We start from the raw sequence: 13708 nt of genomic DNA, 5'->3' as shown, positions 1-13708 counted from the left end.
TTTGGTGAGAGAACATATGAATGACGATTTTAAAAATACAGTAAACAACTATTTTAAAAATGATTATCGAGAACGCGGCAAAATTAAGTGGAATGGTTACTTTCTGTCAGATCATACTGCACTCCTAAATAATGACGAAAAAAAGAGACATACTGTAAACAAAAGATTACCAAGAATGCCTCTAAAAGAAATTAAGCATCAATTGCAGTTTGCCACCACAAATTATTTATTAACGACTGTTCAGACAGACACACAACATGCCGATGGTGATATGTTACCTAATATCACCGGCTTGGTTTCTGGCTTTACTGACCGTGGTGTTGTTATTGATCAACAACAAATTCTCTTCGAAGATATTAGAGCAGTGGTAATTTCCAATGACTGAGTTAGACAAAATTGTCCAAGATATTGCTAAGTTGTTTACTAAGCAAAAGAATACGTTATATGCTGTCCGTATCATATATGAACCGTACAGCGATGAAGTTAATATCTTCTTTGAATACCATAAAATAGGGTTTGCAACAACTTCCAAACAGGTGGGTCGCTTAAATGGCAGCTATCGAGAAAAATTAAGCGTCATCAAGCAAGAATTGCAACAGCGTACCAAATTAACCGTGACAACTAATTAAGGTATCTATCTATTGTCTACTTTAGGCAGAGATATTGTTTCTTGTTTAAGCGGACAAAACTTATGATAACGATAGTTGGCTACCAGGTGTTATAACCGAATCAATACTGGAACCGTAATATTAAACCACTGAGCTAGTCTTACTCGTGAGCGAATGGTAATTTGGTCAGGCGCATAGCGTCGACTGAGTTCTGCCGCGATTAGAACAGCTTTGCCTGGTTCAGGTAAAGCGTCATGACGACGATGGTTATCATTTTTATAACGTTTAAGGTATTGCTGGTAATTCATAGCCGTTCCTTTCTGTGGCGTTATCTTGATATATGATAAAATAGTGGGGTTGGTAAGAGGCGTCTTATCAACCATGCGCTCTGGGTCTTGGATAGCTTTATCCAAGGCCTTTTCTTATGCTCTTAGTTTTTCTTCAATTGCCTTGCTACTAATAAAGAAAGCAACGAAATAATTAAAATGACGAGAATTAATATTAAGATTTCAGTTAATTGTGTGACACCGATCCAATGAATCATCAATACCAACGTTAATATTGATAGGTAAAATGCCCAAAAATTGATGATATGGCCCGTAAAAAGAATCACTAAATATATCAAGTAACCTAAAATGTGGCCAAATAACCAACAGACAAACATTGCTAATAAGCATAAACAAAAAATTAACATAGTTCAACCTCCATCAAGCAACTTGCTGCGTACATAAAACAAAAAGGTTTTTTGTGACAGAAGGATAGTTTAATAAATTTTTAACGCCATAGTGTGTTTGTGTATAAGCACAGACTAAATACCCAAAATACCAATCATGACCCGATTCAGATAAGCCATTAGGATGGGCCATTAATAGATGATTCAAACGTCTTAATACCCGTGGTCCAAACACTTTGTCTTCTAAAATTTCTTGAGCTAGACATGGGTAAGTAGGCTTACCGTTAATTTCAACTGTTGGTAGTGCCTCAAAATTTGATTCGACTGCTATGTTTTTTCTGTTCATAATAATGTTTGTCCTTTATTTTTGTTTGGCCCGTTTGAATCCAGCATCGCAAAACTTTCAAGGCTGGTTTTTTGAAAGCTAAACTCAGAATGAAATAAAAACCGACGATGGTGATTACAACATAGAGCATTGTGCCATTAATGACCATTAAAATAACATCCAGGCTGATAATGAGTGCGGCAATGCTGGCAATGAACTGAGTAAGATGAGTCATAATCATGATAGTCCTCCTGAGAATCGAATCTCTATGTACCCAACCAGGCAAAACCTTTTTCCTGTCGGCCCTGCCTGAGATTGGTGTGTTATTTCGTTTTGACGAAGAACATGCGCCACAAGCAGAGCTTAATAAAAGGGTGAGCAGAGCGAATTTACGCAGCCCTTTTATTATGTTCTAGTGCTTGTTGCTGTGGTAAAACCACCACAGCTTACAAGTCACTGGTTGTGGCACACTGTTTGACTCAAAGCGAAGTGGCACCCATGAGCTTGGGCAGGCGAGCGAAGCGTGTTCGATCCCGCTTGCGGGTCTGGGGAACATGGCGAAAAAATTCACCATAGTTATTCATCGTCATGACGTCTGGCATTATTAACCACGCCCGCAATGTAATATCCAATTATCATGATTAACACGAGAATAACAATCAATTTCAAAGTGAAAACATATAGCGCTATATCAAGACTTCTTTCATTAAATTTGTTCGAATTCAGTAGCAAATTCATTACGTATTGCTTGAATTTCATTGGCAGTTAAGTCATCTGAACCTAATACCACTTTTTCATCACGATACATTTGTCTGTCGATTTCTATTGCTTTCTCTAGCTGTTTTTCCAATATTTCCATATATTTAACGGTAACGATTGACACTTTGATCTCCTTAATTAGTTACTCTAAGCGTGATATGTTTATTATCGGTCAATTCTTGCAAAATAAACGAGCTTAAACGTCTGGCTCCTGTTGATTATCCATATAGTAAGTCAAACCATTTTCTTCAACTTGGTTAAACATTTGCACGTAAGACTTATCAATAATATGCTTTTGTTTGTTTAATTCAAACTGTGACCAAGTAAATTCCATTGCCTGATATTGACTGGCTGTAATACTACTTGGTTTAACATTCGTATCAAGGCATAGTAGGGCTTGATAGAATAATTTAGGACTCTCTTTTTGCAAAGCTTGCAAAGTATTAAAGATAGTTGACACAATTGATACACTCACATTTGCTTCAATTAACTCTTCAAAACCTTTGCCCAATTGCTTTTTATAATGACTAGTAGGCACCTTAGTTTCATTGTAGTTAAAGGTCATGTCTGTCATAGCTTGCGCCATTTTAGCTAAGGGTAATTTTGAAAAATCATCATAATATTGTCGTGTCATACTTGGTTACCGTCCTTATCAATTTGTATCAATTCAACATCTTGTCCATAGCGTTCTTGTAAGACAGTGTGTGTATGCCCCAAAATGAAGTTATCATTTCGCTTGATACCATATATTTCAAAGTGAACAGGATAACCACCGGTCATAACGATTGTTTTGTCGGTACTGGCATAACGTCTGGTGTGTCCGTTAATGAGCGTTTCTAGGCGTACGTAAAATAACTTCATGTGAGTTCTCACTTTCCTGACGGCTGATGTGTCGTCTTTTTAATTCTTATTGCGTTGTGAACGGACAAACTAGAACAGGCTAGGGCGGGTTTGCAAGGTTCGCAAAGCGACACGTAGTGCTTGACCTTGCAAATTTAGCCCCAAATCTTAGGTCTTTAGACCTTAGATTTGCTTAGCTTGTTAAAGTTTTGGTAGTCACAAAAGCAAGAATGAAACAGATTAAACAGCCAGCAGGGAACATAAAAACCACGCAATATTAAGCTAGAACTGCTTAATATTGCGTGGTTTTCTTTGAACCCCCAATGTACTTGATTGGTGTGGTATTAACCACGCCTGTCAAGTGCATGTCCGGGGGTCTGGGGGCATGACCTAATGCTCAAATATTTCCGTTCCACTTTTTGTAACATATTTATTTCTTGTTATAGTGACTGTGTTATCTAACAAAAAAGGAGTCCACTATGGCTAAAAAATCAATCAAAGCACTCATAAATGAAGCAAATCAACGCTTAGATCAACTTGACCAACAAGCAAAATCTATTCAAGACGAGAAGAAAAAAGTTCGTCAAGACCTAAAAATTCTTAATGATCAACTGGTCACTCAATTGGGTCGTCAATTATTGACCAAGTTCAACCTAGAAGAAGATAATCCAGAAGCGATTGATGCGGCTTTTGCCAAACTCGACAATTTACATGACTCTGATCGAGGCGGTGCGTCATGAGAATAAGTAAAGAAGAACGTGCGCAATTAAAGAAATTACCTATACAAGGCTATTGTGACTGGAAAGGCATAGCTTATAACAAAACATCCTCTAGTGAACTCAGGATGATTGATCATGACAGTTTAGTTGTGCGACCTAAATTGAACCTTTTTGTTTGGAACGCCAGAGGGATTAAAGGTGATTTAGTCGATTTCATTCACTACTACGAATTGGGAAATGAGGAAGGACAAAGTAAAGGTAATGCTATACGTAATCAACTGGCCTATGCTCGTCATGTTAAAGGAGACAATATTGATATTGACAAGCTCTATCAGCCCAAAGAGCCCGCCTATAAATTCGATTATGACAAGGTTTATCGCACTAAAGAAACGCAAGTAGCTCAAGACTATTTAGTAAAACAACGACATCTTGATCCACGTTTTGTCGCTAATCTAATCAAACATGGCGCGGTTGTCCAGGGCAGTCGTTATCGAGAAAACGATCAGATGCATCTAAATCCTGTTATCTTTCCTTGGCGTGATGTAAATGGCAAAATCGTTGGTGCTGACCGACAAGGGACTGAACAAGATTTTGAACATTTTAAAAAACGGGGGACATCCAAAAAGGTGTTTGCTGGCAGTGATACCGCAACTGGTTATAACATATCCTTTGGCAAAGGCAATCAAACTTTGGTGCTCTTTGAAAGTCCGATTGATTTACTCAGTTATGCGCAACAGAATCATCAAGAGTTGACTAACAATAACGCCACCTTGTTATCTATCTCTGGCACTGATGCCAAACGTGGTGCGCAGTTCTTAAATGACAGTATTGGCGCGAAACAAGCACAGTTTAATAAGGTTATTGTTGCCTTTGATAATGACCAGGCAGGATTTAAAGCCGCTGATTTCTATGATCGTTTTCAATTCAAAAATCCCAATACCAACGAAATGATTGTTGCAGAACGCCAGATTCCTACCAAAGGAAAAGATTGGAACGAACAACTAAAAGGCGGTATCTCAGGTTATCAGACCTTGTCTATGGGTGAGAATGCGCAACGTCTTGAACAATTATCACAACTTGCAGCACAAGAAACACAAGATAATCCTTTTGACAATCAAGATGACCGTGTCTCAAAAGTCCCAGCTAAAAACAAAGCGCAAACGCCATTTGAACAATCAGCCAAGACAAAAATGACTAAAGCACAACGTCGTAAAGACAACGCTTTAAAGAACAAAGCCATTATCAAAGAGGCGATGGGGAAAGTGACCGCTTATCAAACTGATCCGAGTGCGTTAAAAAACTACTAGATTTCACCGCGACAGGGTTGAATTACTCTGCCCGTAACTCAATGTTGATTCAATTACAAAAACCTGATGCCACACTATTAAAAGGCTATAAACAATGGTCAGCTGATGGGATTCAAGTTAACAAAGGCGAGACAGGCATTAAAATCTTTGGCGCTCCCGTTGATTTAAAAACCATTATTGATACCAATGGGGAACGAATTCGTTGGGCAAATGCGACACCTGAGCAAAAAAATCAAGCCAACACAAAACAATTACCCGTACAGACAGTTAAGCACTATCCAGTTGAAACAGTATTTGACGTCCGCCAAACCAATGCAACAACAAAACAATTGCCTGAGCTATTACCAAATCGGCCAATTGATTTAGCCACGGATAAGAGTCCTATACATCTAGATAATGCCTACAAAACATTGTTAAAGTACGCTGAAGCCATGAAAGTAACTGTTTATGATCAAGGTGTTGATGATCAATTGGCCAAACGCCCAATGACCTGGCAAGGACAAGCAAAAGGCGCTTTTCTACAATCTCAATCAGACCCAACAAAAAAATACATCTTATTGCGCAGTGATTTAACACCCACGGATAAGATTCATACGTTAGCCCATGAAGTAGCTCACGCAAAACTACATTCTGCGCAATCAAAAGATAAGTGGACAACAGCTATTAAGGAGACACAGGCTGAGTTATCAAGCTACGTGATTTCTAAAAATCTTGGGATTGATCCAGGGCAACAAAGCATTGCCTATATTGACAATTGGTCAAAGAAATTAAAAGCACTTGATGTCCCACAAACAGGGAAAATATTAAATCAGGCCCTACAAGCCAGTACCGATGTGACGCAATATTTATCATCAAATCTTGAAAAGGGTGAGAAGAAACAAGTGACAACTAAAAAAGTTTTTAAACCCGACAAACTAGCTGTCGTTGAACAAAACTTTCAGTCAACACAGCGGCATCGCTAAGGAGAAACGCATGACACAAACAAAAGAATTATATGGTTATATCACAGCCATTACCAAATCACCAGAAGTGATCATTCTATCATTTCAAGAGAAAAACGCGACTTCCGTAATTGCTTTAACACTAGCAACACCACACTATCTTGAGGTCTTTCCTGCTGGTGACCCCGAACTTGGGGTGGCTATGATTGCTGTCTTTGAAGAAAGTGGGACAAATATCCAAGTGAAATCCATTTATAATCCCGCAGGCGATTTTATTGCGGTGGACGAAGTGGGCGATTTCGAACTAATGGCTGACGCAATGACAACACCGAAAGATATTGATCTCTACGAAAAATTACGACAGGAACGTCAAGCGATGTTGGCAGCCATTGATCTCAGTCCAGAAGAGATTAGTGAATTAACGCTGGCTCACGAGCAAGAAAAAGAACAAATGATTGAGACACCAGATTACGGTAACTTAGTCACTGGGGAAGGTGGTCAATATGAGTGAGAATAAAAGTACGACCCCTTATCTTGATCAGTTTGCGACCAATATTAGTAAAAAAATTATCAAGAACCCTGAAAAATGTCATGCTTATGAGCGTGAAAACGTGACACAACGTGTATTAATTTCGTTGCTGAAGCAAATTCAAAATTCACCCTTGTTAGTTGGCGAACCTGGTGTTGGTAAAACGGCTATTATCGAAGACTTAGCCCGTCAACTTTATCAAAGTAGCGAGCCACACCTTGCCCAGAAACAAATCATTCAAATTAGTTTAGCTAATTTGATGAAAGGCAGTGATGGCGAATCATTTGCCTATAAATTCCAAAAAATATTAGATGAATTGATGGCACACAAAGAGACTTTGATTGCTTTTATAGATGAAATTCATCAAATCGTGGGCACAGGTGCTGATACTAATGGCAGCGCGTTGGATGCCGGAAACATCATCAAGCCAGCTTTAAGTCGTGATGATTTACAAATTATTGGTACCACGACAACTAAAGAGTTTCATGAATACATTGCCCAGGATGGTGCATTGATGCGCCGCTTTGATCTTATTGAAGTGTCTGAACTCAGCTATGGTCAAACACAACAAATTTTGAGCAAAATTACGACCAGAATGGGTCAAAGGATTGCAGTACCAGAATCTGTGCAAACGCAGATTATGCAGCTATCAGAGCGTTATGTCACTGATCGTTTTTTCCCTGAAAAAGCTATCATGCTACTTGATAGTGCGATAAGTTTGGCGCGTTTAGAAAATCAAGACGAGGTCACGTCAAATCACGTGGCAGATATTATCCATGCTGATTATCATGTGCCGAAGTACGTGATTAATCAAACCACTGATGAACGACTGCTCAACCTTTCAGCGCAGTTGAAATCGCGGGTAATTGGTCAAGACCATCCATTGGATAAAATCACAATGAAAATCACCAATCGAGAAGCTGGACTAGGGGACAACACCAAGCCAGAATCGTTTTTATTCTTAGGGCCAACTGGTGTGGGTAAAACAGAAACAGCTAAACAACTCGCCGCACTGTTATTCGGTGATGCGCAAAGTTTCATTCGTTTTGATATGTCTGAGTTTAAATTTGCTGGAACGAGTTTAGAACGATTTAAGAACCAACTGACAACCAAAGTACGACACAATCCTTACGCTGTCTTATTGCTAGATGAGATTGAAAAAGCCGACCCAGAAGTCATGGATTTGTTGCTTCAAGTCTTAGATGATGGTCGGTTGAGTGATGAATATGGTCGTGTGATTAACTTCAAGGACTTAATCGTCATCATGACAACGAACTCGGGGGCAAAAGCCATTATGAATCATCATGCCAAATCTGACTACGTTAAAAATGACTTAAAGCGGCAAGCTAACTTTGAAGAGCAGTTAGAGATAGCTTTACAAGGTGACGGGTATCGTCCAGAATTCCTGGCACGTATTGGTGCTTTGATTGTCTTTGATGTCCTAACATTAGACGATATTGAACGCATTGTTTCTCTGAAGTTAAAAACTTTAGACGACAAAGCTAAAGCGCAAGGGTTACGGATAGTTTTTGACCCAACTGAAGTGACGAATTACATTTCATCGTTTGATCTTGGTTATGAGTATATAGATGGGGAACAAGTAACTAGTTCATCTATTACCAAATATATTGCAGATGTGGGCTATAAGCCCTCACGCGGAGTCCGTCCCATTGATGATACGATTGCGACTTATGTCAGTGATCCTGTCGCACAAGCCATTATGGCACAACGCCAAGGGCAATTAGCTCATTACAATACGTTTGTCTTTCGAGCTGTGGGTAATCCACCTTCATTAACCAGTCCATACGGTGATTGGCAGCCTCGTATTTCGACAACCATGGAGGGACAATATGAAACTCTTTAGAAAAGATTATCAATCAGAACGTGACTTTATGCGGCAAAGTTATATTCGTTGGCGCGGACAAGCCTGGTTTCTTTGGACTTATGGCATCATCACAACAATTTTAGTCATCATTGCTAGTTTGTATATCACGACGATGGTTGACTTTATTATTCGCGTTGTTGGTCCCTATATCGTAGCCATGATGTCATTAATTCAAACAGGTGTGGCACAATGGCCAGAATTTGGCGACATGATCAATATGACCATGACGGTCTTTCATCCAAAGAATCTACTCACGATACTATTTCGATTAACTTTAGTCACAGGCAGTGTTCTTATCATCAGCTTGCTTTGGTTAGAAAAGCGATATGTCTTAAAAATTGTGTATGATTGGTTTCAATTGTATCGGGATCAAACTCGTAACACCAATCGTTTTGCGGAAGTTCGTGAAGTTGATGAAACCTATAAGATGATTCCTGATCGCAATAAGAACTACAAAGGGACACCAGGGCAACCAGTGTTGCACACGCAAGGCTATACATTTGAGTTCTTTATGATTCACCCATTTCTCTGGGCACTACAATGGCTCAAGCGGCCATTAGGTATGAACAGCCTAGAATTCAAGGGTATCTACAAACGTGTTCGACCAAAATTGATGCAAATTTTCCCACAAGTGTATGAAAAACAACAATTAGTCACTGGGGGCTTTGATGGCTATTATTGGATCGATCCGAGCAACACGCATGCCAAAACAACTGGTATGACGCGTTCATCAAAGGATCAGATGCGAGGTTACACTTTGATTGACATTATTCGTCGCGCAGAAGTGAAATGGAATATTCTAGATACCGATGCCAAAAACGAAGATGCCAAGATGAGTTATAAATCACTGAGAAAAGCAGGATATGAAGTGAAGCTTCTAAATATCATGAATCCGAGTGAATCAGAATCCTGGAATCCGCTAGAAATTGCCATTGATTATGCGTTTGATGGTGATTGGGATAGTGCCAATACGGAATTACGTAAAGTGGTGCAAGTAATTGGTGGTTCAAGTGGTGAAGAATCAGCGCATAAAGATGTGTGGGACGGTGCTGCTGAAAGTACCATTCAAGCCGTCATGTTAACCGTTTTAGACATAGCCGTTAGACACCAGGATAAATCTATGGCCACTATCTCAAACGTGCTGCAATTTATCAATGATATGAGTAAGTTCAGTGATAAAAAAGGTGATGGCTTAACCAAATACATTACCACGATTGGCCAACTGCCTCGTACGCCAGCTAAAAATATGATTACCCTTAACGCAGGGGAGTATCTTTCTGCAACTGGTGATACCAAGTCTTCTATCGCGTTTTCTGTTATGAATCGTCTGAACTTGTTTGCCTCAGAATCGATTACGCGTTTGACGAGTTTCAATACGATTAATCTCACTGACCTGGGTTTTCCAAGAATGTTAAAGCTTAAGTTTTCCCGCGAATATGTTGGTGTTCACGTTAGCATTCACATTTATGCGGCTGGTAAAAAGAAGGTAATAGAAAAGGATAAGCTAACCGTGTCTCAATCAGGCACGCTAACTTATCCTATTCATGAACATTTACCAAAGAATTGGCAAATTGTTTTAGACCTTAACCATCAAGGAAATACAAAGGCTGTTCGCAAACAACAGTTCATTGTAACTGGAAAAATTGTACAACGAAAAGCATTAAATGGCAAGACCAAAATTGATTCTTACTCAAAGCAGCCCTTATTACGTTGTTTAGTAGACCAGGTCACTCCTGTTGGGACAAACGAAACACCAGCCGTTACCCTAAGGTATTCTGAAGATCCAATGGCTGTGTTTATTATCACACCACAATCTAACGATGATTTCTCTGCTTTGGCCAGCTTGTTTATTTCACAAGTGTTTTCTGTTAACACAGACATTGCCTCAAACATTACACGCCGTAAGATGGACAGCTGGATCTTGTATAAACTTAATGAGTTTTCCATGTTCCCACGTATTCCTGGGTTCACTAATATTTTGACCCGTGGTTTAACTTACGGTCATCTTGTTGACTTATATATTCAGACGTTGACACAGCCACGTTTGCATTATTCTGAGATGGAAACAAATGATATTAACGGCAATACCGGTAACTGGTTTCATATTCTAACCAATGATGAGCAAACAAATGAGGCGCTATCTAAGCAATTAGGCGAAGTCGAGGTGCAGACTGAATCAGTAAACTCACAAATTGGTTTAGATCGAGAAGATCGCGGTAATCGTCAGAGTCAGGTCAACAAAGTAAGGTTGTTAGAGGCTAATGATATTGGCCGTCTAAGTGAAAGAGAAATGATTACCATTCGCACAATTAAGCGACGTGACAAGAAAGCGCATGATGTCCGGCCACTACCAATCTTCTCTACGGGCGCTTATCGTATGCCGTTTGCTTACGAACTTCTGGGCAAACAATACTCGCTCGACTACTATACAGCGGACTTAAATATCAAATCGGCGGCTAGTCAATTAGCTTATGATGACTTGTACAAAGATTTTACGCCTTTCTTTGAAGAATTAATGCAAGAGGTTGCTTTGACGACTAACCCAAGCGCTGATGATGTTATACAACCGAACTATGTTGCCGACGTTGATGATCAAAACATTCAAGCAGTTATTGCAGACTATGAAACAGGACAACAAGGTGAGATAGCTAATAAGTTCACTGATAGCACAGCTGATGAGCTAACCGATGAACAGCGGTATCTTAACTGGAAAGATAATCTTGATTTCAGTGAACCCTTTATGACTGAGGAGCAAGTAGATAACGTTCAATTAAGAAAGCGTATGGAGACAGCACTCAAACGTATGTTACCTAGAAGCAAAAACACCCCAGAACAAGCGACTGCTTATGCTTTCCTGTCCGATGGTGAATTCTTTAAAGTACCAGAAAATAATAACTACGCAACCGTTCTACGATTGCTAAATAATGAGCCAAGTTACTTATGGACTTTCTATAAGACCTTAGCTGAAGCAACTCAAGGAGAAAATGTCGATGCTTAATACATTAATGATGACACTGCCGACTGGCGGCCCAACCACTGGTTTTTATCAAGACTGGTCACAATATCTTTCACCCATGCCTCATATATTCTTGACTTTAGTGATGCTGTTTATGCACAGCATCGCCTTAATCTTTTATTATCTTGGGTCAGGCGTCCTTGATGCCTATCAAAATTCATTTAAGTTACTTGATTTCTTAAATATTTTCTTTTCACCAAACAATGGTGTGTATCAAAGATGGAATCTAGGATTGATCATACGAGATATGATTTATCTTGGTTTCGTGGTGTTTGGCCTGATGATGATTGTCCAATGGATAAAATTTATTATTACCGATGGCCGAAAAGGTAGAGAGTGGCCAAAAGGCATTTCAATCACAATGGCTATCATAACTTCTATACCCCTGATTATAGGCATGCTTACAACAATAGGTACTTCCGTTTCTCAGGACATTATGGGAAATGGTGATATTAGTATTTTAACCAAACTATGGCAAGGTAATTCAACAGACTTACGCGAATTAGCCGCAAAAAACTTTGATTTAGACAAATATACTAAAGTCAAGGAAAAGCAAATTGATGATAAAAAGATAAAAGGTTCTGACTATCACTCAGTTATGAGCGATCAAGGTTACACTGATGGCTTAAATGATGATCAAAAGAAGGTGTTTACTAAAAAAGTTAGTGGTAATGAATCTAAACTAGTAGACACAACAGGGGGAACCCTTGTACTAGGCAAGACATTCGCAGACGAATATCCTGTCATGAAAACAAACTGGTTAGGTATTATCGCTGGTGAAATTGTCTTTATTTTCGTAGTTTGTGGTGCTATCATGCGATTATTTTCCTCAATTTATAAAATGGCCTTTATGTCGGGTTCAATTGTTTACTTTGGTTTGCGAGATGGCACACAAGGTAAGCGAGTACAACAAATTTTGAGTATGATCGAAGGACAGATTACTGGTATTGTGATGATGCCTATCTCATTAATATTCTTCTTTGCATGGATTGGTTTCGCTTTTGATTTAATCAACAGCTTGAACTTGGCAGTCTGGCCATTTACTATCCTATCAATCGCCGCCTTATACGCTGGTGGGAAAGGTTTGTTCAGCGGCTTCGAAATGATTGAACAATGGACTGGCGTTCGTTCAGGACATAATCCTGTGGCTTCAATGATGTTAGCGAGCCAAGCCTCACGAATGGTTGGTGGTATGGCAAAATCAGCTAAACAGAACATTGGTAAGGGGTTACAAGCAGTTTCGCCATCGCAACAAAAGAAGAATCGTGAATCAGCTCAGAATTTCGCCAATCGTCATCCTTTGGGCTTAGAAAATGCTAATACACAAGATCACACATTATATGGAGCTGCTGACCAAAATGGGAACACCGGTAAGGCAGCAACGTTCGCTTCAGGACTTGGCCGTGTAGCTGGAGCGGTTAAAAATCCGTCACAGTTAGTCAAAAGTAGTGGACAAGCTGCACTGAACAAAGCAAAGAGCGGAGTAAATAAGGCAGTTGAAGGCGCTAAAGATTACGCTGGTAGCATCCAAGATGGTTTCGAAGGCGGACAACAAGCTGTTGACGCTTTTAATCAGCGGCATACACCAGTCAATCCAAATCGTGCTTTGGATCAAACTGCTGATACTACTAGACAGCCCAACAGTGCACATGATGCGCTTAACCGCGTGAAAAACGGTATAGAACGTCAAGAAAATAAAGACAATTCAAACAATGACAGTGCGATTGCGCCACAAGACTCAACGCCAATTCCTCGCTTTGCTCCAGCCCCAAAGCCAACAGGTAATAAGAAATATCTAGATGGGGGAACCGTAGCACCGTTAAACCCACCAGCTGGTTATACTGGCCCAACATCAACAATCAGTTCAAGTCACGAGCCGTCTATGCCATCAAGCCAATCTAAATTTGATACTGCACAAGGCACTGGTATGTCTACTCTACAAATAAATCAAGCGCCAACACCTAAGATTCCAATAACGCAAATGACAAAAGAACAAAGAAAGGCGCACGATCAAGCGATTGCTAGAGCAGCTATTGATCGCTCTATCGCAAAATATAACAAAGAGCATCCTAAAAATTAGTTTGTGCCTTTCTTTTCAAATAAATT

General features: G+C 39.6%; 15 protein-coding genes. 9 read left to right on the top strand and 6 right to left on the bottom strand.

The features are described 5' to 3' along the window. The first annotated feature begins 16 nt into the window (after nt 1-16). Complete coding sequence (locus tag FGL72_RS04540; RefSeq protein WP_139988051.1) at nt 17-385, top strand: hypothetical protein; 369 nt, start codon at nt 17-19, stop codon at nt 383-385. Then, on the top strand, nt 378-629 hold the full coding sequence (locus FGL72_RS04535; protein ID WP_139988052.1) for a hypothetical protein: 252 nt from the start codon (nt 378-380) through the stop codon (nt 627-629). Before FGL72_RS04540 ends, FGL72_RS04535 begins: the two co-directional genes overlap by 8 nt. Before the next feature lie 89 nt (nt 630-718). Here the strand turns inward: FGL72_RS04535 and FGL72_RS04530 are convergent, their stop codons facing one another. The 6 genes from FGL72_RS04530 to FGL72_RS04505 form a co-directional block, all read right to left on the bottom strand. Continuing rightward, nucleotides 719-1021, bottom strand: coding sequence for a hypothetical protein (locus FGL72_RS04530; protein ID WP_243130170.1), 303 nt, complete (start codon nt 1019-1021; stop codon nt 719-721). Between the two features lie 294 nt (nt 1022-1315). After that, entirely contained in the window at nt 1316-1627 is a 312-nt protein-coding gene (locus FGL72_RS04520; protein WP_139988054.1) for a hypothetical protein, read from the bottom strand. After that, a complete protein-coding gene (locus FGL72_RS04515) occupies nt 1590-1847 on the bottom strand; it encodes a hypothetical protein (protein ID WP_243130169.1) in 258 nt (85 codons plus the stop codon). The genes FGL72_RS04520 and FGL72_RS04515 overlap by 38 nt, the downstream gene beginning before the upstream one ends. Before the next feature lie 465 nt (nt 1848-2312). Then, nucleotides 2313-2489: a hypothetical protein gene (locus FGL72_RS09725; protein WP_180896893.1), complete on the bottom strand. Its 177-nt coding sequence runs from the start codon at nt 2487-2489 to the stop codon at nt 2313-2315. A gap of 72 nt (nt 2490-2561) precedes the next feature. Then, complete coding sequence (locus FGL72_RS04510) at nt 2562-2999, bottom strand: hypothetical protein (protein ID WP_139988055.1); 438 nt, start codon at nt 2997-2999, stop codon at nt 2562-2564. Beyond that, nucleotides 2996-3226: a hypothetical protein gene (locus tag FGL72_RS04505; RefSeq protein ID WP_139988056.1), complete on the bottom strand. Its 231-nt coding sequence runs from the start codon at nt 3224-3226 to the stop codon at nt 2996-2998. Before FGL72_RS04505 ends, FGL72_RS04510 begins: the two co-directional genes overlap by 4 nt. 458 nt (nt 3227-3684) lie before the next feature. On the opposite strand from FGL72_RS04505, the gene FGL72_RS04500 reads away from it, so the two are divergent. Genes FGL72_RS04500 through FGL72_RS04475 form a run of 7 tightly spaced genes read left to right on the top strand, consistent with a single transcriptional unit; the run spans nt 3685 to nt 13682 of the window. Further along, entirely contained in the window at nt 3685-3945 is a 261-nt protein-coding gene (locus FGL72_RS04500; protein WP_139988057.1) for a hypothetical protein, read from the top strand. Further along, nucleotides 3942-5231 (top strand): toprim domain-containing protein, encoded by a 1290-nt coding sequence (locus FGL72_RS09855; RefSeq protein WP_243130168.1) that lies wholly within the window; start codon nt 3942-3944, stop codon nt 5229-5231. The genes FGL72_RS04500 and FGL72_RS09855 overlap by 4 nt, the downstream gene beginning before the upstream one ends. A 41-nt stretch (nt 5232-5272) precedes the next feature. After that, nucleotides 5273-6193 (top strand): ImmA/IrrE family metallo-endopeptidase, encoded by a 921-nt coding sequence (locus FGL72_RS09850; RefSeq protein WP_243130167.1) that lies wholly within the window; start codon nt 5273-5275, stop codon nt 6191-6193. Between the two features lie 10 nt (nt 6194-6203). After that, nucleotides 6204-6683, top strand: coding sequence for a hypothetical protein (locus FGL72_RS04490; protein ID WP_146992791.1), 480 nt, complete (start codon nt 6204-6206; stop codon nt 6681-6683). Further along, entirely contained in the window at nt 6676-8565 is a 1890-nt protein-coding gene (locus FGL72_RS04485; protein ID WP_146992790.1) for an AAA family ATPase, read from the top strand. Before FGL72_RS04490 ends, FGL72_RS04485 begins: the two co-directional genes overlap by 8 nt. Further along, nucleotides 8552-11584, top strand: a complete 3033-nt coding sequence (locus FGL72_RS04480) for a type IV secretory system conjugative DNA transfer family protein (protein ID WP_146992788.1) — start codon at nt 8552-8554, stop codon at nt 11582-11584. The genes FGL72_RS04485 and FGL72_RS04480 overlap by 14 nt, the downstream gene beginning before the upstream one ends. Beyond that, on the top strand, nt 11577-13682 hold the full coding sequence (locus FGL72_RS04475; protein WP_243130166.1) for a pLS20_p028 family conjugation system transmembrane protein: 2106 nt from the start codon (nt 11577-11579) through the stop codon (nt 13680-13682). Before FGL72_RS04480 ends, FGL72_RS04475 begins: the two co-directional genes overlap by 8 nt. The last annotated feature ends 26 nt before the right edge of the window (nt 13683-13708 follow it).

It is taken from the genome of Leuconostoc citreum, assembly GCF_007954785.1.
GTDB classification, from domain to species: Bacteria; Bacillota; Bacilli; order Lactobacillales; family Lactobacillaceae; genus Leuconostoc; species Leuconostoc citreum.
Note: the sequence above shows the minus strand (reverse complement) of the source record. Positions and strands in the feature narration are given on the sequence as shown.

Excerpts from the sequence above, each read along its gene's own strand:
- FGL72_RS04540 (WP_139988051.1), top strand. The coding sequence starts at position 17 with ATGAATGACGATTTTAAAAATACAGTAAACAACTATTTTAAAAATGAT.
- FGL72_RS04535 (WP_139988052.1), top strand. The coding sequence starts at position 378 with ATGACTGAGTTAGACAAAATTGTCCAAGATATTGCTAAGTTGTTTACT.
- FGL72_RS04520 (WP_139988054.1), bottom strand. The coding sequence starts at position 1,627 with ATGAACAGAAAAAACATAGCAGTCGAATCAAATTTTGAGGCACTACCA.
- FGL72_RS04515 (WP_243130169.1), bottom strand. The coding sequence starts at position 1,847 with ATGATTATGACTCATCTTACTCAGTTCATTGCCAGCATTGCCGCACTC.
- FGL72_RS04510 (WP_139988055.1), bottom strand. The coding sequence starts at position 2,999 with ATGACACGACAATATTATGATGATTTTTCAAAATTACCCTTAGCTAAA.
- FGL72_RS04505 (WP_139988056.1), bottom strand. The coding sequence starts at position 3,226 with ATGAAGTTATTTTACGTACGCCTAGAAACGCTCATTAACGGACACACC.
- FGL72_RS04500 (WP_139988057.1), top strand. The coding sequence starts at position 3,685 with ATGGCTAAAAAATCAATCAAAGCACTCATAAATGAAGCAAATCAACGC.
- FGL72_RS09855 (WP_243130168.1), top strand. The coding sequence starts at position 3,942 with ATGAGAATAAGTAAAGAAGAACGTGCGCAATTAAAGAAATTACCTATA.
- FGL72_RS09850 (WP_243130167.1), top strand. The coding sequence starts at position 5,273 with ATGTTGATTCAATTACAAAAACCTGATGCCACACTATTAAAAGGCTAT.
- FGL72_RS04490 (WP_146992791.1), top strand. The coding sequence starts at position 6,204 with ATGACACAAACAAAAGAATTATATGGTTATATCACAGCCATTACCAAA.
- FGL72_RS04485 (WP_146992790.1), top strand. The coding sequence starts at position 6,676 with ATGAGTGAGAATAAAAGTACGACCCCTTATCTTGATCAGTTTGCGACC.
- FGL72_RS04480 (WP_146992788.1), top strand. The coding sequence starts at position 8,552 with ATGAAACTCTTTAGAAAAGATTATCAATCAGAACGTGACTTTATGCGG.
- FGL72_RS04475 (WP_243130166.1), top strand. The coding sequence starts at position 11,577 with ATGCTTAATACATTAATGATGACACTGCCGACTGGCGGCCCAACCACT.